The organism is Collinsella ihumii (assembly GCF_900046475.1).
GTDB lineage: Bacteria > Actinomycetota > Coriobacteriia > Coriobacteriales > Coriobacteriaceae > Collinsella > Collinsella ihumii.
Window position 1 is genome coordinate 305,052 of record NZ_FCOU01000012.1, and the last position, 26,983, is coordinate 332,034.

31 protein-coding genes are annotated in these 26,983 nt (G+C 64.6%); 29 read left to right on the forward strand and 2 right to left on the reverse strand.

Features of this window, described 5'->3' with window-relative positions; all coding sequences use genetic code 11:
• Nucleotides 1-98: 98 nt before the first annotated feature.
• The gene (locus tag BN3789_RS10445; protein ID WP_079989279.1) at nucleotides 99-2,381 is read right to left on the reverse strand and encodes a 5'-nucleotidase C-terminal domain-containing protein; all 2,283 of its coding nucleotides are present in this window, start codon (nucleotides 2,379-2,381) and stop codon (nucleotides 99-101) included.
• Between the two features lie 488 nt (nucleotides 2,382-2,869).
• Between BN3789_RS10445 and BN3789_RS10450 the strand changes: the two genes are divergently transcribed.
• From BN3789_RS10450 to BN3789_RS10570, 26 genes are all read left to right on the forward strand, one after another.
• Nucleotides 2,870-3,478, forward strand: coding sequence for a DUF4203 domain-containing protein (locus BN3789_RS10450; protein WP_066834062.1), 609 nt, complete (start codon nucleotides 2,870-2,872; stop codon nucleotides 3,476-3,478).
• A gap of 235 nt (nucleotides 3,479-3,713) precedes the next feature.
• Complete coding sequence (locus BN3789_RS12465; RefSeq protein WP_079989280.1) at nucleotides 3,714-3,860, forward strand: helix-turn-helix domain-containing protein; 147 nt, start codon at nucleotides 3,714-3,716, stop codon at nucleotides 3,858-3,860.
• Nucleotides 3,861-3,976: 116 nt separating this feature from the next.
• The gene (locus tag BN3789_RS10455) at nucleotides 3,977-5,188 is read left to right on the forward strand and encodes a MalY/PatB family protein (RefSeq protein ID WP_066834064.1); all 1,212 of its coding nucleotides are present in this window, start codon (nucleotides 3,977-3,979) and stop codon (nucleotides 5,186-5,188) included.
• Nucleotides 5,189-5,700: 512 nt separating this feature from the next.
• Nucleotides 5,701-6,258: a 50S ribosomal protein L5 gene (gene rplE / locus BN3789_RS10460; protein WP_066834067.1), complete on the forward strand. Its 558-nt coding sequence runs from the start codon at nucleotides 5,701-5,703 to the stop codon at nucleotides 6,256-6,258.
• A gap of 88 nt (nucleotides 6,259-6,346) precedes the next feature.
• On the forward strand, nucleotides 6,347-6,532 hold the full coding sequence (locus BN3789_RS10465; RefSeq protein ID WP_039910329.1) for a type Z 30S ribosomal protein S14: 186 nt from the start codon (nucleotides 6,347-6,349) through the stop codon (nucleotides 6,530-6,532).
• A gap of 120 nt (nucleotides 6,533-6,652) precedes the next feature.
• A complete protein-coding gene (rpsH, locus tag BN3789_RS10470) occupies nucleotides 6,653-7,051 on the forward strand; it encodes a 30S ribosomal protein S8 (protein WP_066834069.1) in 399 nt (132 codons plus the stop codon).
• 33 nt (nucleotides 7,052-7,084) lie between these two features.
• Nucleotides 7,085-7,621: a 50S ribosomal protein L6 gene (gene rplF, locus BN3789_RS10475; protein ID WP_066834070.1), complete on the forward strand. Its 537-nt coding sequence runs from the start codon at nucleotides 7,085-7,087 to the stop codon at nucleotides 7,619-7,621.
• Nucleotides 7,622-7,693: 72 nt separating this feature from the next.
• Nucleotides 7,694-8,056, forward strand: a complete 363-nt coding sequence (gene rplR, locus BN3789_RS10480; protein WP_066834071.1) for a 50S ribosomal protein L18 — start codon at nucleotides 7,694-7,696, stop codon at nucleotides 8,054-8,056.
• Between the two features lie 13 nt (nucleotides 8,057-8,069).
• Nucleotides 8,070-8,594, forward strand: a complete 525-nt coding sequence (gene rpsE / locus BN3789_RS10485; RefSeq protein ID WP_066834072.1) for a 30S ribosomal protein S5 — start codon at nucleotides 8,070-8,072, stop codon at nucleotides 8,592-8,594.
• Nucleotides 8,595-8,596: 2 nt separating this feature from the next.
• Entirely contained in the window at nucleotides 8,597-8,779 is a 183-nt protein-coding gene (gene rpmD, locus BN3789_RS10490) for a 50S ribosomal protein L30 (RefSeq protein WP_066834081.1), read from the forward strand.
• Nucleotides 8,780-8,782: 3 nt separating this feature from the next.
• On the forward strand, nucleotides 8,783-9,232 hold the full coding sequence (gene rplO, locus BN3789_RS10495) for a 50S ribosomal protein L15 (RefSeq protein ID WP_066834090.1): 450 nt from the start codon (nucleotides 8,783-8,785) through the stop codon (nucleotides 9,230-9,232).
• Nucleotides 9,226-10,518: a preprotein translocase subunit SecY gene (gene secY, locus BN3789_RS10500; protein ID WP_066834099.1), complete on the forward strand. Its 1,293-nt coding sequence runs from the start codon at nucleotides 9,226-9,228 to the stop codon at nucleotides 10,516-10,518. The genes rplO and secY overlap by 7 nt, the downstream gene beginning before the upstream one ends.
• Before the next feature lie 17 nt (nucleotides 10,519-10,535).
• Nucleotides 10,536-11,162 carry an adenylate kinase gene (locus BN3789_RS10505; protein ID WP_066834102.1) on the forward strand — a complete coding sequence of 209 codons (627 nt, stop codon included), beginning with the start codon at nucleotides 10,536-10,538 and terminating at the stop codon, nucleotides 11,160-11,162.
• Nucleotides 11,159-11,947, forward strand: a complete 789-nt coding sequence (gene map, locus BN3789_RS10510) for a type I methionyl aminopeptidase (RefSeq protein ID WP_066834105.1) — start codon at nucleotides 11,159-11,161, stop codon at nucleotides 11,945-11,947. The genes BN3789_RS10505 and map overlap by 4 nt, the downstream gene beginning before the upstream one ends.
• Nucleotides 11,948-12,495: 548 nt before the next feature.
• Entirely contained in the window at nucleotides 12,496-12,714 is a 219-nt protein-coding gene (infA, locus tag BN3789_RS10515) for a translation initiation factor IF-1 (RefSeq protein WP_009141477.1), read from the forward strand.
• Between the two features lie 157 nt (nucleotides 12,715-12,871).
• A complete protein-coding gene (rpmJ, locus tag BN3789_RS10520) occupies nucleotides 12,872-12,985 on the forward strand; it encodes a 50S ribosomal protein L36 (protein ID WP_006363204.1) in 114 nt (37 codons plus the stop codon).
• 15 nt (nucleotides 12,986-13,000) lie between these two features.
• Nucleotides 13,001-13,375 carry a 30S ribosomal protein S13 gene (rpsM, locus tag BN3789_RS10525; RefSeq protein WP_066834107.1) on the forward strand — a complete coding sequence of 125 codons (375 nt, stop codon included), beginning with the start codon at nucleotides 13,001-13,003 and terminating at the stop codon, nucleotides 13,373-13,375.
• A gap of 16 nt (nucleotides 13,376-13,391) precedes the next feature.
• Entirely contained in the window at nucleotides 13,392-13,802 is a 411-nt protein-coding gene (rpsK, locus tag BN3789_RS10530; RefSeq protein ID WP_066834110.1) for a 30S ribosomal protein S11, read from the forward strand.
• 22 nt (nucleotides 13,803-13,824) lie between these two features.
• On the forward strand, nucleotides 13,825-14,418 hold the full coding sequence (rpsD, locus tag BN3789_RS10535) for a 30S ribosomal protein S4 (protein ID WP_066834113.1): 594 nt from the start codon (nucleotides 13,825-13,827) through the stop codon (nucleotides 14,416-14,418).
• 32 nt (nucleotides 14,419-14,450) lie between these two features.
• Nucleotides 14,451-15,392 carry a DNA-directed RNA polymerase subunit alpha gene (locus tag BN3789_RS10540; RefSeq protein WP_066834115.1) on the forward strand — a complete coding sequence of 314 codons (942 nt, stop codon included), beginning with the start codon at nucleotides 14,451-14,453 and terminating at the stop codon, nucleotides 15,390-15,392.
• Nucleotides 15,393-15,426: 34 nt separating this feature from the next.
• On the forward strand, nucleotides 15,427-15,906 hold the full coding sequence (gene rplQ / locus BN3789_RS10545) for a 50S ribosomal protein L17 (RefSeq protein WP_066834119.1): 480 nt from the start codon (nucleotides 15,427-15,429) through the stop codon (nucleotides 15,904-15,906).
• A 119-nt stretch (nucleotides 15,907-16,025) separates the two neighbouring features.
• On the forward strand, nucleotides 16,026-17,693 hold the full coding sequence (locus BN3789_RS10550; RefSeq protein WP_066834122.1) for an ABC transporter ATP-binding protein: 1,668 nt from the start codon (nucleotides 16,026-16,028) through the stop codon (nucleotides 17,691-17,693).
• On the forward strand, nucleotides 17,690-18,496 hold the full coding sequence (locus BN3789_RS10555; protein ID WP_079989281.1) for an energy-coupling factor transporter transmembrane component T family protein: 807 nt from the start codon (nucleotides 17,690-17,692) through the stop codon (nucleotides 18,494-18,496). The genes BN3789_RS10550 and BN3789_RS10555 overlap by 4 nt, the downstream gene beginning before the upstream one ends.
• A 79-nt stretch (nucleotides 18,497-18,575) precedes the next feature.
• Nucleotides 18,576-19,394, forward strand: a complete 819-nt coding sequence (gene truA, locus BN3789_RS10560; RefSeq protein WP_229254340.1) for a tRNA pseudouridine(38-40) synthase TruA — start codon at nucleotides 18,576-18,578, stop codon at nucleotides 19,392-19,394.
• Between the two features lie 197 nt (nucleotides 19,395-19,591).
• On the forward strand, nucleotides 19,592-20,653 hold the full coding sequence (locus tag BN3789_RS10565) for a glycosyltransferase family 2 protein (RefSeq protein WP_066834133.1): 1,062 nt from the start codon (nucleotides 19,592-19,594) through the stop codon (nucleotides 20,651-20,653).
• A gap of 205 nt (nucleotides 20,654-20,858) precedes the next feature.
• Entirely contained in the window at nucleotides 20,859-21,296 is a 438-nt protein-coding gene (locus tag BN3789_RS10570) for an arginine repressor (protein WP_066834138.1), read from the forward strand.
• Nucleotides 21,297-21,616: 320 nt separating this feature from the next.
• Here the strand turns inward: BN3789_RS10570 and BN3789_RS10575 are convergent, their stop codons facing one another.
• The gene (locus BN3789_RS10575; protein WP_079989283.1) at nucleotides 21,617-23,875 is read right to left on the reverse strand and encodes a transglycosylase domain-containing protein; all 2,259 of its coding nucleotides are present in this window, start codon (nucleotides 23,873-23,875) and stop codon (nucleotides 21,617-21,619) included.
• Between the two features lie 171 nt (nucleotides 23,876-24,046).
• On the opposite strand from BN3789_RS10575, the gene BN3789_RS13380 reads away from it, so the two are divergent.
• From BN3789_RS13380 to BN3789_RS10585, 3 genes are all read left to right on the forward strand, one after another.
• Nucleotides 24,047-24,181: a hypothetical protein gene (locus BN3789_RS13380; RefSeq protein ID WP_267872880.1), complete on the forward strand. Its 135-nt coding sequence runs from the start codon at nucleotides 24,047-24,049 to the stop codon at nucleotides 24,179-24,181.
• A 100-nt stretch (nucleotides 24,182-24,281) separates the two neighbouring features.
• Nucleotides 24,282-24,974, forward strand: coding sequence for a U32 family peptidase (locus tag BN3789_RS10580; protein WP_066834141.1), 693 nt, complete (start codon nucleotides 24,282-24,284; stop codon nucleotides 24,972-24,974).
• Between the two features lie 237 nt (nucleotides 24,975-25,211).
• Nucleotides 25,212-26,906 (forward strand): hypothetical protein, encoded by a 1,695-nt coding sequence (locus BN3789_RS10585; RefSeq protein ID WP_066834153.1) that lies wholly within the window; start codon nucleotides 25,212-25,214, stop codon nucleotides 26,904-26,906.
• Nucleotides 26,907-26,983: the final 77 nt, after the last annotated feature.

Here is a 26,983-nt window from a genome sequence, read left to right on the forward strand (position 1 = left end):
GTTCCCTAGGAAAACATCTCCAAACACGGGGGCGCCCGCGACGAATCGCGGGCGCCCCCGTGCTGTATTTCGGATGCGTGCCGAACCGCGGGAAGGCGCTACGCCTGCAGGACGCCCGCATCCACGGCGTTTTTCATGAGGGCGGCCATCTCGGCGCGCGTGGCACCGCGCGCACCCTCGAGCGTGCGGGCCCCGTCGTGCTCCACGCCGTTGATGATGCCCTGCTGGATGGCCCAGGCGACGGCGGGCCGCGCCCAATCCGAGATGCTTTCGGCGTCGGCGAACTCGTTGAGCACGGTCTCGTCGACATGCGCCAGGTCGGCGCCCGTGGCCTTGGCGATTACGGAGCAGAACTGCTCGCGGGTGAGCGCCTCGCCCACGCCGAACAGGTTCGTGCCCTCGTAGCCGGTCATGACGCCGTGCGCCACCGTCCAGTTCACGGCGTCGGTATACCACTCGTCCGCGACGTCGGCCAGTCCGGAGTCCGGCGCGCCCGGCTCGCCGCCCAGATAGTTGTAGAGCACCGCGGCGGCCTGCTCGCGCGCGAGCGGGTCGTCCACGCCGAAAGTGCCGTCATCGTAACCGTGGAAGACGCCGTTTTCGGCCGCCCAGACCACGGCCTCGTAATACCATGCGGTCGGGTCCGCGTCGGGGAAGACGCGCTCGGTGTAGGTGATCGTTCCGGTGAGGTCGTCTACCTGCTGCTCCCAGGAGGCGTCGGCGACCAGCGCGCGCAGCGCCTGCTCGCAGCTGCCCCATTCCTGCGCGAGCCGCATGGTCGCGAAGGCTGGGTACTCGTCGGTGGCACCGGGCAGATAGCTGTTCATGGCGACGGTGTAGGTGGCATCCGGATCGAACGCGCTGCCGTCCGCCATCTCGATGGATACGATGCGCTCGCCTTCCGCGGCGTCCCAGTCGATCTCCATCGTGGCGCCGCCCACCACCAGCACGCTGCCGGAGTTGCTCGGCCAGCTGTACTGCATGGGGTCTTCGCCCGACTCGAGCGCCTCGATCTGCGCGGCCAGGACGTCGCGGCAGGCCTTGGAGATGGACAGGGAGTGCTCGATGGTCGCGAGGATGTCCGCGCCGGTCAGCTCATAGGTTGCCAGCGTGTTCCCATAGGGCGAGATCGAGATGAGGTCGCCTGCGGTGACGTCGCCCGCCGGCACGCCCCCGCGAATGCCGCCGGCGTTCTCGAAGGCGAGGTCGGCGCCCGTAAGCGCCAGATACGAACCGGTTACCACGTGGCCGATGGGCATGTCCTCGGTGCGGATGCGCTCCCAGCCGCCCGGCAGCTCGGTGGTGGAGTAGGCGTACTCGGTGCTGCTCGTGCCCACGACCTCGTCGAGGATCTCGGCGTTGCGGGCGGCGAGCTCGTCGGTAAGGGCCTCGACGCCCTCGTCGGCGAGGGCGTACTGGCCCGCGGTGTCGATCTGCTCGCTTTCGCTGCCGGCGACCGACCAGGTGCCGTCGGCGTTTTCGGAAACGGCGAGGGCGAGCACGCCGATGGACCCGAAGTACTCGCCGGACGGGCTCGAGGGCTCCTCGACCACGGGGACCTCGCGGCCGTCCGCGGCGGTCACGACCTCGTCGATCAGAACGTGCTCGTGCCCGGCGACGACGGCATCGATGCTGCTCACGTGGGAGGCGAAGCCCTGCGGGTCGGTGCTGTGCGTCAGGCAGACGACGATGTCCGCACCGGCGGCGCGGGCGGCCTCGGCGGCGTCGACGGCGGCGTCGACGGGATCGGTGAACGCCAGGCCCTCGACGTTCGCCGCGGGCGTCGAGGTGTAGAACGACTCGTCGATGACGCCCACGATGCCGAGAGTCAGCTGCTCACCTGCGACCTCGAGGTCGACAAGCTGGTACTGCTGCTCGAAAAACGGCGCGCCGGTGTCCGCGTCCACCACGTTTGCCGCAAGCACCGCAAAGTCATGGTCGGCGTCGAGCTCCGCCAGGCGGTCGGCCCCGTAGCTCCAGTCGTGGTTGCCCGGCGTGGTGGCGGCTACGTTCGCGGCGTCAAGGAGCTCGGCGATGCTTGCGCCTTCGCTCACCGTGGCGAACGAGTCCCCGTGGAACGTGTCGCCCGCGTCCAGGACGACGGTGGACGACGCATCGGACATGAGGCCCGCGAGCACCGCGTATGCGTTGACCGGCGTGCCCTCCTCGTCATCCTCGTCGGCATAGTGCGTGAGCTCGTAATGGCCGTGCGTGTCGTTGACGTGCAGGATCTGGATGACGCCGGATGCGGTGCCGTCCGCCGCGAGCGCGCCCTGCGGCAGGCACGCGATGGCAAGCGCTGCGGCGCAGAGCGCCATGACGAGCCGTCGCGCCAACGGGATCCGTGCGCCGGCCCTCCAGGTGAGGTGTGCATCTCCCATAGGGAACCCTTTCTGCGTGCGCGCCGTGCGGCGCGCGGTGGGTACGTACACGCTCAATATATGGTGGACGGGGGAGAGGGGGGCAAGAATATTAGGCCGAGCGCTCGATTTCGTGTTCGAACGGCGCCCCCGCACCTCACGAATGCGCGCATGTCTCGCCCGGGGAGAGGCCGATCGCTTCGCGTTGCGCTCGCGCCTCCGCGCCGGGCGCCTGCGGGCTCGGGCTGCACCGGTATGGTTCACTTGCGCTTTCCTTGCTTCCGCATGTCTACGCCGTCGCAGTGCCGTTCGCGAGCGGGCGGCATGTTGGGCGGAGGCGTCGCCTTCTCCTCTAGGTGCTCTTGTCTGCTGCAGAGGGTTCTCCCGCGCGCCATGCGGCCTGCCCCTGCGTAAAAGGACGGGAACCGCGCCCGCTCTTATATAAATGCGCGGTCGATGTCGTGTACCATGTGCGGGTCCTCTTCGACGATCTGAAAGGGGTTGTCTTCATGGAGTATGTCGTCTTGTATCTGCTCGTGAACATCGCGGTCGGCGTCGCCGCGTGCTTCTACGGCAAGAAGCTGTTCTACCTCATGCTCGGCGCGCTCGTGTTCTTGGGCGTGCTGAATATCGGCCTGTCGTCGACCGACGGCTCATCGGTTTCGCTCGTGGTCGCCGTGGTGTTTGGCGTTGTGGCGGCCCTGCTGTCCAAGTTCGTCTATAAGGCGGGCGTTTTCCTGGTCGGCGCCGTGTCCGGTGCGGCTCTTGGTTTTGTGATCGGCATCTTGCTTCCCCAAGAGGCCAGCGCCTACCTGGGCGTGGTTATCGCCCTCGGCGCGCTGCTCGTGGGCCTTGCGGCGCTTCGCTGGTGCGACCTGTTCGTGCGCCTGGGCACCGCCTACGCCGGCTCGACGTTCGTGGTCTCCAACGTGCTCGCGGCGGTCTTGGCCTTTGGGAGCCTGGGCACACTCGCCGTTCCCGGGGACGCCATGGCCACGTTCACCGCGCTTTCCGATTACATCGGCGGGGAATTCTCCGCGGCGCACGGAACGTCCATCCTCATCGGCACGGTCGTGCTCACGATCGTCGGCGCGCTGGTCCAGAAACGGCAAGATTAGAGTCGCTGACGCGCTGATGTAGTGACTGATGCCCGCCCGCGCCGCAGGGCGCTTCCCGCGCGTCCCGCAGCGCCGTCCGAATCGAGAGTACGCTATAGGCACGCCGCCCCATCCACGGTACGGCATGGGCACGTTTTTCGCCCAAAAGTGTGCCTATGGCATACCGTCGACAGGGCGGCGTGCCTATAGCGTACTCTCGATGACTTGAAACGAACCCGTCTCCAACCAGCCCCGCATGAGCTGCATGGAGCGAATCGAAGTGCTGCGCAAGATCTATAACGAGGGCGTATTCCTTATGAAAGGCGCCGTGCACGTGGTTGCCGAGGAGATGGGCGTTTCGGTGCCGACCCTCTATAAGTACCTGCAAGCGGTGAAGAGATAGCGCCGTTGGGATGACGGCCGGTCATCCCAACGGAGGGCGCCAGGTAGAAACACCGCTCCAAACGTCTCGCCACATCGGGGTATCATTGCGGACGGACGCTATGAAAGGACGGACGCATGATCTACGATTTCACCTTAATCATCAACCGCCACGGACAGGATGCAATCGCCGTCGACGGCATCGGCATACCCGGTGGCGCTGCCCCCGCCGCGCCCCAGGACGGCTTCGACTTCATCCCCATGTGGGTCGCCGACATGAACTTTCCGGTGGTCCCCACCATCCAGGACGCCATCATCGAGCGCGTGAAGCAGCCGCACTTCGGGTACTTCACGCCCCGCGAGGAGTATTTCTCCAAGATCATCGAGTGGCAGAGCCGCCGCAACGACGTCGTCGGTCTCGAGCCCAAGCATATCGGCTACGAGAACGGCGTGCTGGGCGGCGTCATCTCCACGCTCAACGCCTTCGCGGCGCCCGGCGACGAGGTGCTCGTTCACAGCCCGACCTATATCGGCTTCACCAACTCGCTCACCAATGCGGGCTTTCGCATCGTCCATTCGCCGCTCAAGCTCGATGACGACGGCGTCTGGCGCATGGATTTCGAGGATATGGAGCGCGTGCTGTCCGAGCGCACCATCCACGCCGCCATCTTCTGCTCGCCGCACAATCCCACGGGTCGCGTGTGGGAGCGCGAGGAGATCGAGCGCGCCATGGAGATCTACGCCAAGCACGACTGCGTGGTGATCTCGGACGAGATCTGGTCCGACATCATCCTGCCCGGCCACAAGCACGTCCCGACCCAGTCGGTGTCCGAGGACGCCCGCAATCGCACCGTGGCCCTCTACGCCCCCTCCAAGACCTTCAACCTGGCCGGCCTCGTGGGCAGCTACCACATCATCTACAGCGACTATTTGCGCGACCGCGTGCTGGCTCAGTCATCCAAGCCGCACTACAACGAGATGAACGTGCTCTCCATGCACGCGCTGCTCGGTGCCTATGAGCCCGAGGGCTACGCGTGGGTCGACGAGCTGCGCGAGGTCATCGCGGGCAACGTGGACTGGGCATGCGACTACATCGCCGCACATTTCGACGGCGTGCGCGTGTCCAAGCCCCAGGGCACCTACATGCTCTTTCTGGATTGCACCGAGTGGTGCGAGCGCTGCGGCCAAGACATCGACTGGGTTCTGAACGCCGGCTGGCGCGTGGGCGTGGGCTGGCAGGACGGCCGCCCCTTCCACGGCCCGTGCCACATTCGCGTGAACCTCGCACTGCCGCTCGCCCGCGTGAAGGAAGCGTTCGAGCGCCTGGACCGGTACGTGTTCAACGCGTAAGGGGAGGCGCCGATCGGCCCCGCCGTCCGCCTTGTGAACATGCGCTCAAACACGAAAGCAGGGGGTCGATGACACAAACTGGGCAGAATAGCACGCTAAGGGAGGTCAACATAGGCTCTTAGCGTGCCAAATTGCCCAGTTTGTGTCATTGACCCCTGCTGTGCCCTTCTCGACGGAACGAAGCGGCGGAACGAAGCGGATGAACGAAGCGACAGAAGCAGGCAGCCCCGCAACGGCGCGCGCAACGGCGAATGAGGCCGAGGGACGAGCGGGGCGTCCACGCTGCAATTGTGGATTTCCGCAGCACACAAGCTTTTACTGGCAATCTCGGGCGCATGCGCGTATCATACCGACTCGTATTGCCCGGCTCCTGCCGGTTTTTCGTTGTGCCGGTACGCCATAACCGACACGATCGCGGCAGGAGGCACGAGGACAGCAACGCGCGAGGTCGAGCATACCGGCCATCGAAGCGCTGCGCACCGCCCCGTGCTTAAAACCCCAAAGGAGTTGACATGGCAGAGGAGAAGTACGTTCCGCGTCTGAAGGCCAAGTACCTCAACGAGGTCAAGAAGCAGATGCAGGACAAGTTCCAGTACGAGAACGTCATGATGATCCCGAAGTTCGAGAAGATCGTCGTGAACATGGGCGTCGGCGAGGCCGCGACCGATTCCAAGGCCATCGAGGGTGCCGTCCGCGACCTGCGCGTCATCACCGGCCAGCAGCCCATGGTGACCCGTGCCCGCAAGTCCATCGCCTCGTTCCACCTGCGTGCCGGCATGCCGATCGGCGCCAAGGTCACCCTGCGCGGCGACCGCATGTGGGAGTTCTTCGACCGCCTGACTTCGGTGGCCATCCCCCGTATCCGCGACTTCCGCGGCATCTCCCCCAAGAGCTTCGACGGCCGTGGTAACTTCTCCATGGGCGTCACCGAGCAGCTCATCTTCCCCGAGGTCGACTTCGACTCCGTCGATCGCACCCGTGGTATGGATATCACCATCGTGACGACCGCGAAGACCGACGAAGAGGCCAAGGCCCTTCTGGACGCCTTCGGGTTCCCGTTCAAGAAATAGGTTCATCTGCTCCGACAACGCGGGCGGCAGGCAATCCGGCCTGCCGCCCGCGCGGAGCGAACAATACTCAGTAGTGAGGAGGAAATAAGTGGCTAAGACATCGATGATCGTCAAGTGCAACCGCAAGCAGAAGTTCTCGACGCGCGAGTACACCCGCTGCCAGCGCTGCGGCCGTCCGCATTCGGTCTACCGCAAGTTCGGGCTGTGCCGTGTCTGCTTCCGCGAGCTTGCGCTCAAGGGCGAACTTCCCGGCATCAAGAAGGCCAGCTGGTAAGTCACTGCCAGCGCACGCGGATGCGTCCGCGTTGCACGGAAGATCGTGTCAAAGGGCTTGCCCGCTACGGGTGGGCGAGAACCGGTGGCACAGGTTCATCAAGAACGAAGGAGAATCTGCATGAACGTCACAGACCCGATCGCAGATATGCTTACGCGCATTCGTAACGCGAATTCTGCGAACAAGGCCGAGGTCTCCATGCCGAGCAGCAAGAAGCTCGTGGAGATCGCGCGCGTTATCTACGAGGAGGGCTACATCGAGAGCTACTCGGTCGAGGACACCGCTCCCCAGAAGACCCTCCACATCACCCTCAAGTACGGCCCCAAGAAGACCAAGGTTATCAACGGCATCAAGCGCATCTCCAAGCCTGGTCTGCGCAAGTACGCCGGTGTCGCCGAGCTGCCCCGCGTCCGCGGCGGCCTCGGTACGGCGATCATCTCCACCAGCCGCGGCGTTATGGCCGACCGCGACGCCCGTGCCACGGGTGTCGGCGGCGAGATCATCGCTTTCGTTTGGTAACGTACTCGGCGCGTAGAAGGAAAGGATACACCCGTGTCTCGTATCGGTAATAAGCCTGTCCAGATTCCCGCCGGAGTCGAAGTGGCAGTCAACGGCACCCATGTTGCCGTCAAGGGCCCCAAGGGCACCCTTGAGAATGATTTCTATAGCAAGCTGACCATCAGCGTCGAGGACAACGTACTGACCGTTTCCCGTCCCGACGACGAGCGTGAGACCCGCGCCATGCACGGCCTCACCCGCGCCCTGATCCACAACATGGTCGTGGGCGTCTCCGAGGGCTTCCAGAAGCAGCTCGAGCTCGCCGGCGTCGGTTACCGTGTTGCGCTCAAGGGCAACACCCTCGACCTCTCCCTCGGCTATTCCCACCCCGTGACCTACGACGCTCCCGAAGGCATCACCTTCGAGGTGCCCGACAACACGCACATCAACGTCAAGGGCATCAGCAAGCAGCAGGTCGGCCAGGTTGCCGCCGAGATCCGCTCCAAGCGTCCGCCCGAGCCCTACAAGGGCAAGGGTATCCACTACGTCGGCGAGCACATCCGTCGCAAGCTCGGTAAGGCCGCCAAGTAGTAAGCACCTGCGCATAACGGTTAAGACCATCACCCCGTCAGGTGTTGGCACGTTACTTCTAAGGAGTATTTCATGGATAAGCACAAGGCGAAGAGGGAAGGCCTCAAGCGCCGTCAGCGTCGCGTCCGCGGTAAGATCTTCGGCACCCCCGAGCGTCCTCGCCTGCGCGTGACCCGCACCAACGCGAACATTTACGCTCAGATCGTCGACGACACCAAGGGCCACACCCTCGTGTCCGCCTCGACGCTCGAGAAGGAGTTCGAGGGCATGCACACCTCGAACAAGGAGGCTGCCGAGAAGGTCGGCCAGCTCGTTGGCAAGCGCGCCATCGAGGCCGGCATCGAGGCTGTCACCTTCGACCGTGGCGGCCGTATCTATCACGGCCGTGTTAAGGCCCTCGCCGATGGCGCCCGCGCCGCCGGCCTGAAGTTCTAGGAGGTATGTAGCTATGGCTCGTAATCAAAAGCAGCAGCGCGAGGCCTCCGAGTTCGAGGAGCGCGTCGTCTTCATCAACCGTGTTTCCAAGACCGTCAAGGGCGGCCGTCGCATGTCGCTCGTGGCTCTGGTCGTCGTCGGCGACGGCAAGGGCAACGTCGGTCTGGGCATGGGCAAGTCCGCTGAGGTGCCTCTGGCCATCTCCAAGGCTTCGCTCGACGCCAAGAAGAACATGTTCCACGTGCCCGTGACCGAGGAGGGCACCATTCCTCACGAGGTCATCGGCCACTTCGGTGCCGGCCGCATCATCATCAAGCCCGCTGTCGAGGGTACCGGCGTTATCGCCGGTGGCGCCGTGCGCCCCCTCTTCGAGCTCGCCGGCATCAAGAACGTCCTGTCCAAGTCCCTGGGTACCGACAACGGCCTGAACATCATCAAGGCTGCTGCCGAGGGCCTCAAGGAGCTCTCCAGCCCTGAAGACGTCGCAGCCCGCCGCGGCCTCACCGTTTCCCAGCTGTTTGTCGGGAAGGAGAAGTAGGCATGGCTAAGACTATCAAGATTATGCAGGTCCGCAGCACCAACGGCTGCAAGGAGGACCAGAAGAGGACCGTCCGCTCCCTCGGTCTGCACCGCATCCGCGAGGTGCGCGAGATCGTCGACAACGAGAGCGTTCGCGGCATGATCTTCAAGGTTAAGCACCTTGTCGAGATTGTAGAGGAGTAAGCAATGCAGCTTCATGATCTTAAGCCCAACGCGGGCTCCACGCATAAGCGTAAGCGTGTCGGCCGCGGTAACTCTTCCGGTGGCGGCACCACCGCTGGTCGCGGTCAGAACGGCCAGGGTTCCCGCTCCGGCGGCACCAAGGGTGCCGGCTTCGAGGGTGGCCAGACCCCGCTCGCGATGCGTCTGCCGAAGCTCCCCGGCTTCAAGAACCCGCGTCGCATCGAGTACACCGCTGTGAACGTCTCCACCCTCGAGCTCAAGTTCGAGAACGACGCTGTCGTCGACGGTGCCGCCCTTAAGGCCGCCGGCATCATCAAGAAGGAGTTCGAGCCCGTCAAGGTGCTCGGCAACGGCGATCTGACGAAGAAGCTCACGGTCAAGGTCGACAAGGTCTCGGCTTCTGCCAAGGCCAAGATCGAGGCCGCTGGCGGAAAGGTCGAGCTGCCGTGCTAACTGGTCTTAAAAACGCATTCCGTATTAAGGAGCTGCGCGGCAAGATCACGTTCACCATCGCCATGCTCGTGCTGTACCGTCTCGGTGCGCACGTACCTGTGCCCGGCATCCCCGTCGCGGGGATGGCGGGCCTTTTCGGCCTGAACGGCGACAACACGGTCGCCGAGAGCGCCATGGCCCTGTTGAACCTCTTCTCCGGCGGCGCGCTCTCTTACGTTTCTGTCTTCTCGCTGGGCATCATGCCCTACATCACGAGCTCGATCATCCTCCAGATGCTTCAGAGCGTCGTCCCGAGCCTGCATGAGCTCGCGCGCGAGGGCGAGGTCGGCCAGACCAAGATCACCCAGTATTCGCGCTACCTCACACTGGCGCTTGCCATTCTGAACGGCATCGGCTACCTGTTCCTGTTCAAGAGCTTCGGCATCCAGTTCAACGGTGCCGGTGCGCCCGAGGTCATCTTCGACATCATGATCGTGGGCACGCTCGTGGCGGGTGCCATGCTCATCATGTGGATCGGCGAGCTCATCACCCAGCGCGGTATCGGCAACGGCATGAGCCTGATCATCTTCGCCAACATCATGGCGGGCCTGCCGCAGGCCGTGTTCGCGTCCGTCTCCGATGGCGGCACCGCGAACATCATCCTCACGCTGGTGATCGTGGTCGTGATCCTGTGCGTCATCCCGCTCATCGTCTTCGTCGAGCGCGGTCAGCGCCGCATCCCGGTCCAGTACGCCAAGCGCGTCGTCGGCCGTCGCATCATGGGTGGCCAGTCCACCTACCTGCCGATCAAGGTCAACACCGCGGGCGTCATCCCGATCATCTTCGCGAGCGCTCTTCTGTACTTCCCGGCCCAGCTCGCCGTGTTCTTCCCCGGCATCGACTGGATTCAGGCGGTCGCCGGCGCGCTGTCCTCGGGTTGGATCAACTGGGTGCTGAACGTGGTCCTCATCGTGTTCTTCGCGTACTTCTACACCTCCATGGTGTTCAATCCCGATGACACGGCCGAGAACCTCAAGCGCCAGGGCGGCTTCATCCCCGGCGTCCGTCCGGGCCGCGCCACCGCGAACTACATCAAGAACGCGCTCAACAAGATTACGCTTCCCTCCGCGGTCTTTCTGGCCATCATCGCCATCGTGCCCTCGATCGTGTTCTCCTTCACGGGCAACTCGCTCATCCAGGCATTCGGCGGCACCTCCATCCTCATCATGGTTGGTGTTGTGATGGACACGATTTCCAAGGTGGAGAGCCAGCTCAAGATGTACGATTACGACGGGTTCTTCAAATAAAGGGTTAGGAGACAACCATGAACATCGTGCTTTTGGGTGGTCCCGGTGCCGGTAAGGGCACGCTGGCCCAGCAGCTCGTCGCCGAGTACGGCGTCGCCCACATCTCCACGGGCGATCTTCTGCGCTCCGCCGTCAAGAGCGGCAGCGAGCTCGGCGTCCAGGCGAAGAAGTACATGGATGCCGGCGAGCTCGTTCCCGATCAGCTCGTCATCGATCTGGTCAAGGAGCGCCTTGCTGCCGACGACGCGCAGAAGGGCTTCATCCTCGACGGCTTTCCGCGCAACACGATGCAGGCCGTGACGCTCGACTCCGAGCTGTCCGCTCTCGGCCATGAGCTCGAGTGCGCGCTGCTCGTTGACGTTGCCGCCGATGTCATCATCTCCCGTCTGTCCTCTCGCCGCGCCTGCCGCGACTGCGGCTACACGGGCACCAAGGCCGACGAGGTCTGCCCCAAGTGCGGCGGCGAGATGTATCAGCGCGACGACGACAAGCCCGAGACGATCGCCAACCGTCTGGACGTGTATGAGAAGAACACGGCTCCGCTGGTTGAGTACTATCGCGGTCAGGGCAAGCTGAAGATCGTCGACGGCACCGGTGCCATCGACGACGTCTACGCCCGTGCGAAGGAAGTCCTCGGTCTATGATCAAAATCAAGTCTGCAGAAGAAATCGAGCAGATGAAGAAGGCTGGAGCGCTGTCTAAGATGGCGCTCCGCCGCGTTGGGGCCATGGTGCGCCCCGGCGTCTCCACATTCGAGCTCGATCAGCTCGCCGAGCAGATCATCCGCATGCACGGCGGCATCCCGGCCTTCAAGGGCTATGGCGGATTCCCCGGCACGATCTGCGCGAGCATCAACGATCAGGTCGTTCACGGCATCCCCAACCCGGATGTCATCTTGCGCGACGGCGACATCGTGTCCATCGACACGGGAGCCATCGTCGACGGCTGGGTGGGCGACAACGCGTGGACCTTCTATTGCGGAACGCCTTCCGAGGAGGTCCGCACGCTGTGCGAGATCACGCGCGACTGCCTGAAGGCCGGCATCGAGCAGGCCGTTCCGGGCAATCACCTGGGCGACATCGGGCATGCGGTCCAGACGCTTGCGGAGGATCACGGCTTCGGCGTGCTCCGCGACTACGTCGGCCACGGCGTGGGCCGCAACATGCACGAGGACCCCAACGTGCCGAACTACGGCAAGAAGGGTCGCGGCGTGAAGCTGGCAGCCGGTATGGTCATCGCGATCGAGCCGATGATCACGCTTGGCACTAATCACGTGACGACGGGTACCGATGGTTGGGTCGTCACGACGAACGACCATCTGCCCGCCGCCCACTATGAGAACACCATCGCGATCACCGACGACGGTCCGGTCATCCTGACGGTCGATGAGCGTGGACCTTGGTGTTCTATGCAGGGCGGGGTTATGTAGGACCCGTCCCTTGGGGCCCCTTTGCGGATCCCCCTTATACAGAATTTTGCGCTGCGGGCAGTCCTGGGCTCGCACGAAGGCGCCACTGGCGCCTTCGGCTCGTGCGGAACTTGCGCAAAACTCTGTATAAGGGGGATCCTGCTGTTAGGGAGTAGGGAAGCACATTAAACTTTGCTGGTTGCGTTGGCTGTTCGGGCACCTTCGGTGCCACTCACAGCCAACGGTGCGCGGGCGTTGCCCGCGCACTCCTCCATTCCAATTGGTGACTAGGGGAGTTGCAACCGGTACATTCGCTTGAGCGGCCCGGGAGGTGCGCTCGATGCGCACCTCCCGGGCTATCCAGCCCCCAAGCTGCGGCGAGTGACCTCGACGAGGTTAACGTAGGTCGTCTGTTCTGCCCTCGGTTCGCGTATGTTCCGCGCGAGCCGAAGGCAGAACAGACGACCGGTGGGCATGGAATTGTGGAGCCATTACGAAAATGACCACCCCGGAACGCTTTTTGTTATTATTCTCAGTTGCTGTCGTTTTCTAGAGAAAGTGATGCTGCGTTGAAGAAGGAAGATGCTATCGAACTCGAGGGTACGGTCACGGAGCCGCTGCCCAACGCCATGTTCCGCGTTGAACTCGAGAACGGTCATTCGGTGCTTTGCTCTATCTCGGGCAAGATCCGCATGAACTACATCCGCATTCTCCCGGGCGATAAGGTCGTCGTGGAGCTGTCTCCCTACGATCTCACCCGCGGCCGCATTACGTATCGCTACAAGTAGCGACCGCATCATACGGCAATCGCACGATCGCGAGGTTCGCTCAGCCTCTCGATCGCGTTTGCATGTATAGGCCAGCCTTCAGTTATTCACGCCTGCGGCTGGGCGAGTAGATACATTCCATTGTTTTGTAGTTTGAGCACTACCGAGAGGAAGAACGATGAAGGTACGTCCTTCGGTCAAGAAGATGTGCGATAAGTGCAAGATCATCCGACGCCACGGCAAGGTTCTTGTCATCTGCGAGAACCCCCGTCACAAGCAGCGTCAGGGCTAAGAGAGGAGACCAACGTTGGCCCGTATCAATGGTGTCGACCTTCCGCGCGAGAAGCGTGTTGAGATCGGTCTGACCTACATCTACGGCATCGGCCGCACCACCGCCACGAAGATTTGCAATGATTGCAACATCAACGTTGACACGCGCGTCCGCGACCTCACCGACGAGGAAGTCGACGCGATCCGTAAGTACATCGACGAGAATCAGATCATGGTCGAGGGCGACCTCCGCCGTGAGCGCAACCAGAACGTTAAGCGTCTGATGGACATCGGCTGCAACCGCGGCCTCCGTCACCGCAAGGGCCTCCCTGTTCGTGGTCAGCGCACCCACACCAACGCTCGCACCCGCAAGGGCCCGAAGCGTCAGATCGGTGCCAAGAAGAAGAAATAAGGGAGACTGACTACCAATGGCTACTGCTAAGAACAAGCGTAATGCTCAGGCCGGTCGTATCAAGCGCTCCGACCGTAAGAACATTTCCGTGGGTCAGGCCCACATCCGTTCCACGTTCAATAACACGATCGTGTCCATCACGGACGCCCAGGGCAATGTCATCGCCTGGAAGTCCGCTGGCACCGTCGGTTTCAAGGGTTCCCGTAAGTCCACGCCGTTTGCCGCCCAGATGGCTGCCGAGGCTTGCGCCAAGATCGCCATGGAGCACGGCATGCACAAGGTTGCCGTCTTCGTGAAGGGCCCCGGCTCCGGTCGTGAGACCGCCATCCGCTCCCTCCAGGCCGCCGGCCTCGAGGTTTCGAGCATCCAGGACAAGACTCCCATCCCGCACAACGGCTGCCGCCCCAAGAAGCGTCGCCGCGTGTAACTCCTGAAAGGATCGATAAACTATGGCAATCGATAGGACTCCGGTTCTCAAGCGCTGCCGTCAGCTCGGGATCGATCCCGCTGAGCTGGGCTACAGCGGCAAGGAATCCAAGCGTCAGCCCAAGCGTCGCCGCAAGGAATCCGAGTATGGTATGCAGCTTCGCGAGAAGCAGAAGGTCAAGTTCATCTACGGCGTGCTCGAGAAGCAGTTCCACGGCTACTTCGTCCGCGCCCGCAAGATGAACGGCATCACCGGCGAGAACCTCATGAAGATTCTCGAGACCCGTCTCGACAACGTGGTCTTCCGTCTGGGCTTCGCCCGCACTCGCAAGGAGGCGCGCCAGACCGTGCGTCACGGTCACTTCACCGTGAACGGCCGTCGCGTCGACATCCCGTCCTACCTCGTCAAGCCCGGCGACGTCATCGCCGTCGGCGAGAAGTATCGTGACCTCCTCCCCATCAAGGAGGCCCTCATCCAGTCTGAGCGTTTTGAGGTCCCCGGCTGGCTCGAGGTTGATATCGAGAAGCTGTCCGGCAACGTGCTGTCCTACCCGGCGCGCGAGCAGATCAGCGGCGACATCAACGAGCAGCTCATCGTCGAGCTCTACTCTAAGTAGTCCTTTTGGGCTGCTGAAGCTGGAGGTATTACATGTCAGAATTCATTAGGCCCCAGGTTCAGGTCGAGGAAATCAACGAGACGTCCGCCCGCGTGTCCGTCGAGCCGCTTGAGCGCGGTTACGGCGATACGCTGGGCAACTCGCTGCGCCGTGTTCTGCTCTCCTCTCTGGAGGGCGTCGCGGTCGAGGCTATCCAGATCGATGGTGCTCAGCACGAGTTCATGACCATCCCGAACATGGTCGAGGATGTCACGGACATCGTCCTGAACGTCAAGGGTCTGGTGTTCCGTTCGCTCGGTACCACGGACGAGGGTACCGCGACCATCTCGGTTGACGGCCCTTGCGAGGTCACCGGTGCGGATTTCTTCATCCCGTCCGAGTTTGAGCTCGTCAACCCCGACAAGCACATCGCCACCCTCAACGAGGGCGGCCATCTCACCATGAGCATGCGCATCGGCTACGGCCGCGGCTACGTGTCCTATGAGGGCAACAAGCGCGACAACGATCCCATCGGTGTCATCCATGTGGATTCGCTGTACTCGCCGGTCCGTCGCTGCGCCAAGCTCGTCGAGGCGTGCCGCGTCGGGCAGCACACGGACTACGACCGCCTGGTCCTCGAGATCGAGACCAACGGCGCGCTCTCGCCGCGTGAGGCCGTCGTCCAGGCTGCTAACATCATCAACCAGCACATGGCTGCCTTCATGAACCTCGCGGACGCCCCCGAGGCTGAGGAAGAGGTTTCGATCTTCGCCCCCGAGACCACCAGCGACAACGCTGAGCTCGACAAGCAGATCGAGGATCTCGACCTCTCGGTGCGCTCGTACAACTGCCTGAAGCGCGCGAGCATCCACTCCGTGCGTCAGCTTGTCGAGTTCTCCGAGAACGACCTGCTCAACATTCGCAACTTCGGCGTGAAGTCCATCGAGGAAGTCAAGGACAAGCTCGAGTCCATGGGCCTGAGCCTGAAGGCTTAACGCGCCGTCATCTGTACCAGAGGAGACCATACTCATGCGTCATAACAGGAAGAAGGGCCTGAAGCTCGGCACCGACGCGAGCCACACCAAGGCCATGAAGAAGAGCCTGGCCCAGGCGCTCTTCACCAACGACCGTATCAAGACCACCGTTCCGCGCGCCAAGGCGCTCCGTGGTTTTGCCGAGCCCATCATCACGTGGGCCAAGCGCGGCGACCTGCACTCCCGTCGTCTTGCTATCGCCAAGCTCGGCGACAAGCAGCTCGTCAAGGAGATCTTCGAGAAGGCCGCTCAGGGCATGTGGGCCGACCGCGACGGCGGTTACACCCGCATCATGCGCCTCGGCACCCGTAAGGGCGACAACGCCGAGATGTGCATCATCGAGCTCGTGACCGAGCCCTGCGTGAAGAAGGCCCCCAAGAAGGTCGCCACGCCGAAGCAGGCTCCCAAGAAGGTCGAGGAGGCTCCCGTCGAGGAGACCGCCGAGGCTGCCGAGACCGAGGCTGCTGCCGAGTAACTTCGGGTGCATTCTTGATATTGCATGAAAGGGCTCGTCGCGAGACGGGCCCTTTTTCGTTTGTATAGGATTGGGTTTCGCGGCGTCGCCGCATTGTCGATACGGGAGGAGGAACGCGCGTGATCGAGGTTCGCGGTGCTTGCGTGAGCTACCGGACGGATGAGCCGCCCGCCGTCGCTGACGTGACCTTGGATTTCGAGCCCGGGCGCGTGGTATCGCTTGTCGGCGCCAACGGCTCGGGAAAGTCGACGCTGGCTTCGCTTCTGTGCGCGATGCGCCTGTGCGATGGCGGTGCGGTGAGGGTCGACGGCATCGATCCCGCCGATGGCGCCAGCGCGCGTCGCGAGGTGCGCAGGCGCGTGGGTCTGGTGCGCCAGCATCCCACAGAGCAGCTCGTCTCTACCGTCGTGTTCGATGAGGTCGCGTTCGGCCCCCGCAACCTGGGCCTGGCGCCCGACGAGGTGCGCCGCCGCGTGACCTCGGCGCTCGCGCGCGTGGGGCTCGACGGATACGACATGCGTGACACCTCGTCGCTGTCCGGCGGCCAGCAGCAGCTGCTCGCCATAGCCGGCGTGCTTGCCATGGAGCCTTCCTATCTCGTGCTCGACGAGGCGTCCTCCATGCTCGATTCGTCCGCACGCCCCGCCCATCGCGCGCTTGTGGGGCGCCTGGCGTACGAGATGGGGGTCGGGGTCGTCCAGGTGACCCACGATCCGCTCGAGGTGCTCGCGTCCGATCGCGTCGTGATCATGGATCGCGGCAGCGTCGCTTTCGACGGCGCTCCTTTGGACTTGCTCATGGGGCAGTCCGCCTTGTGGGATGCGACCGTGCTCCCGAGCGCGTCTGTAGAGGCGCTGAGACGCGTCTGCGCGCTTGGTTTTGACGGTTGCCCTTCTGCTACCCCGGAGGCCGCCGCAGCGTGGCTTGTGCGCGGGCTCGCGGCGGGACGTGTGTCTGCCGACGACGTTCGGGGGACGCTCGATGCGCTTGCAGGCGCGCTTCCGCGTGCCCTGTCCGCTGGCTCGGGCGCCGATGCGGGTCTCTTGCTGTCGCACGTTTGCTATGGATACGATGGGGCGTCTTACGTCCTGCGCGACATCGAGCTTGCGGTGGCGCCCGGAGAGGTCCTGCTTGTGGCGGGCCGGTCCGGATCGGGAAAGTCGACGCTGGCATCGGTCGCGGCGGGCCTGTTCGAGCCGGATGCGGGCACGGTCTCCGTGCGCGGACGGGCCCCTCGGCCCGGGGACGCAGGCATCGCCTTCCAGCGGCCCGAGGACCAGCTCTTCTGCGAGAGCGTTCGCGACGAGCTCGCCTTCGCTCCGCGCAACATGGGGGCGGACGAGCCCGAGGTCGCCCGCCGTATCGAGCATGCGGCGAGGATGGTCGGTCTCGATGAGGCGCTGTTCGATTGGTATCCGTTCGACCTCTCGGGCGGGCAGGCGCGGCGCGTGGCCATCGCGTCGGTTCTGGCGCTCGATGCCGCAGCCTACCTGTTTGACGAGCCCACGGCGGGTCTCGACGCGGCGGGGCGCTCCCAGATGCATGCGCTGGCGCGCGCCTGCGCGGATGACGGCCGCGCCGTCATCGTGATCAGCCACGACCTCGAGGAGTGGATGACCGAGGTCGATCGCGTGGCGCTTCTGAGCGATGGGCGCATCGCATGGATGGGGACTCCCGGGGAGCTTTCGCGTGATCGGGGCGCCTTCGAGGCGGCATCGATGGAGCCCCCGCTCAACATCGCGCTCGCCCGGCTTCTTGAAGATGCGCTGCGGGGAGGTGAGCGATGATGAAAAAGCCCCTTTCGCCGCTCGGCTCGTTCGTGGCCCGCGATACGCCGGTCGCGCGCATCGACGCGCGCGTCAAGATCGTCTTGCTGCTCGCGCTGACCGTGGCCGTGTTCGCCACGGGGGCGTCGCCGGTGTTCGCCCTGTGGGCGGTGCTGCTCGCCGCAGCCGTGCGGCTTGCGCGCATGGACGTTGCCGCGCACCTGAGGGCGCTCAAACCGGTCGCCTTCATCTTGGCGTTCACGCTGCTGGCGAATGCGGTGGCGCTCGACGGCCACGGCGACATCGCCCTGTGGGGCGGCTTCGGGCTGGACACGGCGGGCGCCCTGCGCGGCTTTCTCGCCATCGCGCGCATCGCGCTGCTGCTGGGGTTCTCGCTCGTGGTCTCGGCCTCCTCGACGCCGCCTCAGCTGGCCGACGCCAGCGTGAGCTTGCTGGCGCCCCTGGGGCGGCTGGGGGTTCCCGTGTCCGATGTGGGCCTCATGCTCTCGCTGGCGCTGCGCTTCATCCCCATCGTGTCCGAGGAGTTCTTTCGCGTGCAGCTCGCGCAGCGCTCGCGCGGCGTCGACTTTTCGGGCGGAAGCATCCTGCATCGGATACGGGCGTGGGCGTCGGTGCTCACGCCGCTGGTCGTGAGCCTCTTTCGGCGCGCCGACCGGCTGGGCGAGTCCATGTGCGCCCGATGCTATGCTGAAGGGGGCCAGATCAGCGTGGAGATGCCGCCGGTGCCGGTTCGCGACCGCCTGGTGCTTGTCTGCGGCCTTGCCGTCTGCGCGCTGATACCGACTTTGGCGTGGCTGCTGTAGGGGAGGGGCCGCAGCGGCGCCCATGGCCCGCCGGGCCCTCGACAATATGACCGATATTCACGATACGCGGGGAGGCCGCATGGAACCGATGGATACCGCCGAAGATCTGCGCGCAGGCACGCTCGTGTTGCGCCTGGGATACGACGGAAGCGCCTATTCGGGGTTCGCCGAGCAGATTGAGCAGAAGACCGTGGCAGGGGAGGTCCGTCGCGCGCTCGAGACGTTCCTGCGCCGCGAGATCGACCTGACCTGCGCGGGCCGCACCGATGCCGGCGTGCACGCGATCGGCCAATACGTCAGCGTTCCCGTCGACGCCGCGGAGCTCGAGGTCACCCGAACGCGCTGGATGCGCGCGTTCGCGGCGCTGCTGCCGCACGACATCGCGGTGAGCGAGGTGTACCACGCGGCACCCGGCTTCTCGGCCCGTTTCGACGCCCGTGCGCGCACGTATACCTATCGCATCGCCACGGGGGACGCGCCGCCGCTGCTGACGCGCTCGGTCACCTGGTGGCACCGGTGGCCGCTCGACGTAGATGCCATGGACGACGCGGCTCAGCGCCTGGTGGGGGAGCGCGATTTCAAGAGCTTCTGCAAGACGGCGTCGGCGGTGGGCAAGCCCACGTGCCGCAACGTCATGGACGTCTCGTTTGCCCGCGAGACGAATCTGGGCGAGGAGTGCCTGGCGTTCACGATCAAGGGGAACGCGTTTCTGCATTCCATGGTGCGCACGATCGTGGGGACGCTCGTCGAGGTCGGCTGCCATCGGCGCGAGCCCGCGTGGATCGATGAGGTGCTCGCAGCCTGCGACCGCGCCGCCGCGGGCCCCACGGCTCCTGCGTGCGGACTGTGCTTCATGGGTGTCGACTACGACAAGGACGCCCTCGTCGTGTGCCCGTAAGGGGTGTTCGGCTATCGGGCCGGCCGCCGGTGCCCGTCCCCGATGGCCGGCCCTGCCTCCATGGATTGCCCCAAATTGCAGAAAGTGTGGCGGCGCGATGTGCGCCATTTGAAGCTTGGCCGTCCTGGCCGTCATGGCCTCTCGGCTCGCATTACGGGTGGTACCATGACCAAAAGATTGTTCTCCAGGAGGCTGACGTGGGTCATCGTGCATCCAGGCGTCCCAATGTATCCGTGGTTCTGGCGGCCAGCGATGGCGCCGATCATCTTGTGCGGGCCGTGGAGAGCGTTCTCAACCAGTCGTATTCCGACTTCGAGCTGCTGACGGTCGACTGCGCGTCGCATGACCGCACGGCCTCCATCCTTTCCAGTTTCCATGATCGAGATATCCGCGTCGAGGTCATCGAGCGCGATGATTCCGCGCTCGCCTCGGGTGTTGTCGAGGCGCTCGGCCGCGCACGCGGGGCCTACGTGATGTTCGTGCGCCCCGAGGACTGGCTCGCCCCCAATGCGCTAGGCAACCTGGTGGAATTCGCCGAGGAGCATCGCCTCGACATCGCGGCTCCCATGCGTTCCGATGACGTCTGGGACGCTCAGGACCGCTCCTCGAGCTCGCAGCCCCGTCGCGCCGCCTCCTGCGTGCTCGATGGTCGCGACGCGGCTCGCCATGGGATGTCGGACCTCTACGAACAGGGCCTGCTCTCCCAGGCGACCGGTCTTTTGATCGAGCGGATGCGCGCCGTCGATCACCGGCTCGCGCTTGCCACCGACGATGAGGGCCTCGGCTTCGTCATCGCCTGCCTTGAGGATGCCGAGCGCATCGGCGCCTGCGACACGGCGTGCTATCATCGCGTCGCGTTCGGCAAGAAGGGCCAGCGCACGTTCGACCCCGCCTTCATGTCCCGCTGCGCCAACGAGCACACCCAGATGATGGGGCTCGTGCGCCGCTGGGGTCTCGATTGCGACCCCGACGTCGTGGTTCCGCTCCATCGCCGGCATGTGCGCCGCCTGATCGAGTGCATCGACAACACGACGGTCGGAAAGAGCCGCGTGTCGTCCATCGAGCGCCTGGGCCGCGTGCAGGAGATGCTCAACGCGGAGGACGCGCGCGCCTCGCTGGCTGCGGTCAAGCCGGCAGCGAGCGATTTCGGCATCATGTACAAGCCGATGACGCAGGGCAATGCGGCGGCGTGCTGCATGGGTTCCCATCTGCGCGAATTCGCACGTCAATCGCATCTGCCGCTGTTCGCACAGCGCTGAGAGGCGCTGTGGCGCGCCTGTCTCATCGCCCTTATCGATATGCGTAAAATCAGGCTAAAGTCACGGAACTATGCATCAATACGCGTAATCTTGCCGTTATATGGAGTATTGAGTCATAACGGTTAATTCGCGCGCCGACCGTCTCTCATGGACGTGCATACGACTAGAGTTGTTATGCGAGAACATGAGTAGAGGGGACGGCTTCATGGCAAAAAAGCGCAACGGGCGTCAAGACGCGATCCGAGAGATCGTCCGCAACAAGGAGGTCAGGACGCAGCGCAACCTGGTCGAGGAACTGAAGAGCGCCGGGTACGAGTGCACGCAGGCGACGGTTTCGCGCGACATCGCTGATATGGGCTTGAGAAAGCTGCCCGAAGGCGTCTACGTGCTCGCTGAGGATCTGCATCTGCAGCGCATGGTGTCCGAGCTCGTCGTCGACGTGCTCCGCACCGGAAACCTGGTGCTCGTGAAGGCGCAACCGGGCACGGCGTCGGGTATCGCGGCGGCGATCGATGCGGCGGAGCTGCCCGACGTGCTGGGGTCTCTCGCCGGCAACGACACCATTCTGGTCATCGCGCAGACCGCTGAGGACGGCGAGCGGCTCGAAGGCATGATCTCCAAGCTGAGGAGCGTGCGCAAGTAGATGATGGTCGCAGCCTTCCATATCATCCTGTTCGCACTGCTCATCCTGCTTCCCGTGGCGCTCGTGGTGCTGCTCGTGTGCTACTACAGGCGCACGCACTGAGGGCGCGCTTCGGGGCCGATGACACAGCAGTGCGTCCGCGCTCCGGAAGCCTGGTCAGCAGGGAAAAACGTGTGCGGGATCGCTTCCTGCAGCTCAGGCATCCAGGCGTCCGTCATGGGATTGATCGCCGCGAGAGCAAACAATCGGCGTTTCTCTAGTCAAAAGAACGAAAAAGAGCGGGGCCCGACGAATCGCTTCGTCGGGCCCCGCTCGCGGTTCTAAGCCGTTGTCGAGGGCGTGGTCGGATTGGGATCCGGCTCGGGTTCAGGCTCGGGCTCGGGTTCCGGTTCGGGCTCCGGCTCCGGATCGGGGGTCGTCGGGCTCGGCGGCGTCGTCGGCGTCGTCGGCGTCGAGGGCGAGCCGGTGTTCGGCGTCGACGGGGACGACGGAGATGACGGGGATGACGGGGACGACGGCGAGGAGGGCGACTCGGGGGAGTCGGCGGTCTCCGGCGTCTCGGGCGTCTCTGCGGTCTCCGGAGTCTCGGCGGTCTCGGCCGTCTCGGTGGTATCGGTGCCGCTGACGTTGCCGCCCACGAAGTCCCAAGAGCTTGCGGGCTTGTAGTCGGGGGTGTCGCCGGTCGGGAACTCCTCGCGCGCAACGCCGGCAAGCGCGGTGTTCATGAAGGTGCGGAAGATCGGCAGCACGGTGTTGTAGGTGTGCAGCGACGAGGGCAGAGGCGAGTTGGACTGGGAGTTGCCGATCCACACGGCCACGGAGAGCTGCGGGGTGTAGCCGACGAACCACAGGTCGGTGGCCTGGGAAGACGTGCCGGCGGTACCGGTCTTGCCGGCAACGGGCTGGTTGATCTCGTACGGGTAGCCGGAGGCGCCGGAGCCCTCACCGACCATGACGCCCTCGAGAACGCCCGTCACGGCCTCGGCCTCGCCGGCGGTGAGGACCTCCTCGGGGCTGTCCTGGTGCTGGTAGAGGATCTCGCCGTCACGGTTCAGGATCTCGGTGACCGCCACCGAGTTGCGATGCTGGCCGCCGGCCGCATACGTGCCGAACGCTTCGGCCATCTCGAGCGTGGAGCAGCCGACGGAACCGCCGGTGAGCGTCATCGACGGCGCGTAGGAATCGAGCCCGGCCTCCTCGGTGTTGATGCCGAGCTGCTCGGCCATATCGATGATCTTGTCGTTGCCGATGGCGAGGGCGACCTGCACGTAGCCGGTGTTGGACGACACGGCCGTCGCGCGCGCCAGCGTGGAGACGCCGTAGGAGTAGCCGCCGTAGTTTTGCAGCGTGTAGTCGTCGGTGATCTTCATGGGCGAGCTGCAGTTGATGAGCGTGTCGGGGCTCATGCCCTCGTTGATCGCCGCGGCCAGCGTGATGCCCTTGAACGACGAGCCGGTGGAGCGGCGCAGCGTGGCGTAGTTGATGTGGTTCTCGTCGGCATAGTAGTCACGGCCGCCGACCATGGCCTTGATGTAGCCGGTCTTGGGGTCGATGACGGTCATGCCCACGTTGAGTTCGTCGACGCCCAGCTCGTTCACGTACTCGAGCGCGGCCTGCTCGGCCTGCTGCTGGATGGTCGGGTCGATGGTGGTCTTGATGGTAAGGCCGCCGGCGAAAAGCACGTCGGTCGCGAACTCCTCGGTGAGCATGCCGCGCACGTACTCGACGAAGTAGGGGTAGGCGTACATGCCGTTGTCGGGCTGCTCGGTCACGTTCAGCGCGAGCTGCTCGGCCGCGGCGGCGTCGGCCTCCTCCTGGGAGATGACCCCGTTTCGCACCATGCGCGACAAAACGATGTTGCGGCGCTGGATCGCGAGGTCCGGGTTCACGGTCGGGTCGTACTGCGAGGGCGCGTTGGGCAGGCCGATGAGCAGCGCCGCCTCGGCGAGGGTGAGGTCGGAGGCGTTCTTGGAGAAATAGGTCTGGGCGGCCGCCTGAATGCCGTAGGCGCCGTGGCCGAAGTAGATGGTGTTGAGGTACATGGTGAGGATCTCCTCCTTGGAGAAGATCTTTTCCATCTGCAGCGCGATCCACGCCTCGCGCACCTTGCGCTCGATGGTGTTGTCGAACTGCTCCTCGGACAGGATCGTGTTGCGCACGAGCTGCTGGGTGATGGTCGAGGCGCCCTCGGAGCCGCCGGTGAGCTGAACCACCACGGCGCGCATGATGCCGACGACGTCGACGCCGTGGTGCTGATAGAAGCGCTCGTCCTCGGTGGCGACGGTGCCCTGGAGCACGTAGTCGGAGATCTGGTCGTACTCGACGATGTCGCGGTTCTGCACGTACAGGCTCGCGATCTCGTTGCCGTTGGCGTCCAGGATGGACGTGGGCTCCGACACCATGTAGTTGTCCGCGTCGGTGTAGTCGGGAAGATCCGACAGCCACCTGGAGACGTTTCCGACCATGCCCACGCCGAACGCGACGCAGAAGATCAGGAAAAAGGCGAAGAAGGAGCCGAAGATGACGGGAAGCGTATGCGTCTTGGCGCGATGACGTGTTTGGCGCTCGCGAGGACCCATGTGATGACCTCCAACCGAAATGGCTTAGCATAGATGCCCATACATTACCGCAAGACCTTGGCGGGTGCTGTCGTGTATCCTGAGCGGTGTCAAATTCCAGACCGTTTGCATACTGCCTTAAGGCAGGCAGACGTGCTGCTTCAACCTGTTGTCGAAGGAGGGGCGAACGACGTGAGAAGACCCGTGCCCGAGCTGCTGGCCCCTGCGGGGTCGGCCGATGCGCTGTTCGCGGCGGTCGCCGCCGGCGCCGACGCCGTGTATACGGGGCTCGGCGCGCGAGTTCCGCCGGCGTGGCGCGACGCCTGATCGACGGCGGCGGCGTCAAGACCGACCAGCGGCCGGTCGCGTCCAAGTCCTACGCCGGCGACCCGGAGCTGCTGCAGCTGTCTCTTATACACATCTAGATGTGTATAAGAGACAGGTCGGGGTCGATGCGTATCGAATCGCCGAGGATCCCGGCTGGGAGGAGCTGCTGGGCAGCCTGACGGTCGTGCTCGACGAGCCGTGTCGCGTCTCGGACGAGCCCCGCGTGCGCGAGCTGTGCGCGCGGGCGCGGGCGGTGGTGTGCCGCAACCTGGGCGCCATCGAGCTTGCGCGCGAAAGCGGGGCCGCGTTCGAGGTCGCGGCGCCGGTGTCGGCGACCAACAGCGCGACGGTGCGCTGGCTGCTCGATCTCGGCGCCCGGCGCGTCTGGCTTCCCGACGAGCTTGCGGACGACCAGGTGCGCGCGCTCGTGGACGCGGCCCCCGCCGGCTCGTGCGGCGTGCGCGTCGCCGGCTCGCCCGAGCTCATGATCTGCGAGCACTGCCTGCTCACGGCCGAGGGGCCCTGCGACGGCGACCATGCCGCCTGCGCGCGTCGGTCCGCTGTGCGCTATCTCGTGGAGGCAGACGGCACCCGCCTGCCCGTCTCCGTGGACGTCTGGGGGCGCACGCGCATCTTCGATGCCTGCCCGCAAGATCGCCGGGGCCTGGCGCACGCGCTTGCCGCCCGCGGCCTCGGCGCCGTGTTCGTCGACACGGTCCCGGTTTCTGGATGGGTTGAAACGAACACGTCCCCAACCAACCCAGAAACCGTCACTTCGTCAAGAATGGGTTGAAACGAACGCGTCCCCAACCAACCCATCGCCCGGCTGAGTTACAGCGCATCGTGCATCCGGGGTGCCCAAACCGCTCGATTCCGCGCATTTTGACGGACCGGAACTGGCAAAATGCATCAACGTTTCCCTATGATTCTCGAATCGTGGTCAATTTACCCATCGAACCGGGAATCATGAGGCTCGAGGGGCGTTCTCGCGGCCTCTGATGTCCTTCTTCAAACTGATAAAGGAGACAAGATGGCCATAACGACAGACTCAACGAGGGGCGATTCCGTCCAGACGGGCGCCACGACCGCCCCTGCGCACTTCAAACGCCCCGAAACGCCCCGGTTCGATGGGCATATTGACCACGATTCCGAAATCATACCGTCCGACGCCTCGGGTTCGGCACCTCGCCTGGGATGGCGCGCCGTCTACCTGGCGTCGGCGGCGGCGCTGGTGGCCCTGCTCGTCGCCGCGCTCGTGCCGCTTCTTGCCATCTGCCCGTACAACCACAGCTTTGCCGACGACTGGCACTACGGTGTCGATGCGCATCTGGCGCTGCAGGCGGGCGGCAGCGTGATTGACGCGATCGACGCCGCGCTGCAGGAGGCGTGCGACACGTTTTTCTCCTGGCAGGGCACCTATTCGGCCATCGTGCTCATGGCCTTGCAGCCCGGCGTGTTCAGCGAGGCGCTCTACGGGCTCGGCGCGGTGGGGATCCTCGCCGCGCTCATGCTCTCGACGTGGTACTTCGCCTCGGTGCTCGTGCGCGACGTGCTCGACGCCGGCCGGCTGCCCCTGGTCGCGTTCGCAAGCCTCATCCTGTTGCTGCAGACGCAGCTGCTCCCGAGCCCCGTCGAGGGCATCTACTGGTACAACGCCGCGATCTACTACACGTTCTACCACGCCCTCATGCTCGTGATGGCGGGCCTCTCGGTGCGTCTGGTCCGCGGCCGCACGCGCAAGGGGCCGCTTTCCGGTCGGGGCTCTGCGGCGCGCGCGGTCGCGCTGGTGCTGCTTGCGTTCGTGGTCGCCGGCGGCAACTTCGTGACGGGCATCGTGTCGGCGCTCCTGCTCGGCGGGGCATGCGTCGCCGCGGTGCTCAAGGCGCGCGGGAGGCTCAAGTTCATCGTGCCGGCGTTCGTGGTGTTCGTCGCGGGCTTCGCGGTGTCCATGGCGGCACCCGGCAACGCGGCGCGCCAGGCGTCGCAGTTCGCCGGTGACAACCTCGGCGTCGTGCTCACGCTTGCCAACAGCGCTCTGTCCGGCATGGAGTACGTCGTGCTGTGGTCGAACGGTTACCTCGTCTGCGCGCTTGCGGTGGCCCTTCCCTTCATGGTGCTTGCCGCCAAGCGCTCGACCTGCTCGTTTGCGCACCCTCTGGCGGTCGCCGGCCTGTCGCTCGCGCTTCTCATGGCGAGCTTCACACCCACGTTCTACTCGATGGGCAACGTCGGGCCGGGGCGCGTCCAGAACATCCGCTACGACCTGTTCGTGATCCTCGTGTTCATCTGCGTCATGTGGGCGGTCGGCTGCATCGTCCGCCTGACCGAGGCGCGCGCGGCGGACGCGGGGGAGCGCGCGGCGTGGCCTCGCCTGTTCTCCAGTCCGCGGGCGTATGCGGCTTACGTGCTCGCCTGTCTGCTTCTCATCGTCGGCTCGGTCGGCGCGCTCGCGCTCGACAGCCGCCATGCCGACGACCTGACCTCGGTTTCCGCCTCCCGCTCGCTGCTTTCCGGAGAGGCCGCCGCCTACGACCGCGAGGTCTGGGAGCGCTACGCCATCATCGAGTCGAGCGACAGCGACGAGGTCGACGTGCCGTATTACACGATCGGCCCCAAGGCGCTCTTCATGGGCGACATCTACGACAACATGGACAACTACATGAACTATCGCCTGGCGCAATGGTTCGGCAAGAAGTCCATCCTCGCCTACCACAGCCAGCTGTGATGTCCGCTGCGCGTCGGGTGTGATAGGTTGACGTATTTGCGCCCCCGTTCGCGCAACTCCGCTACACTGAAACGGTT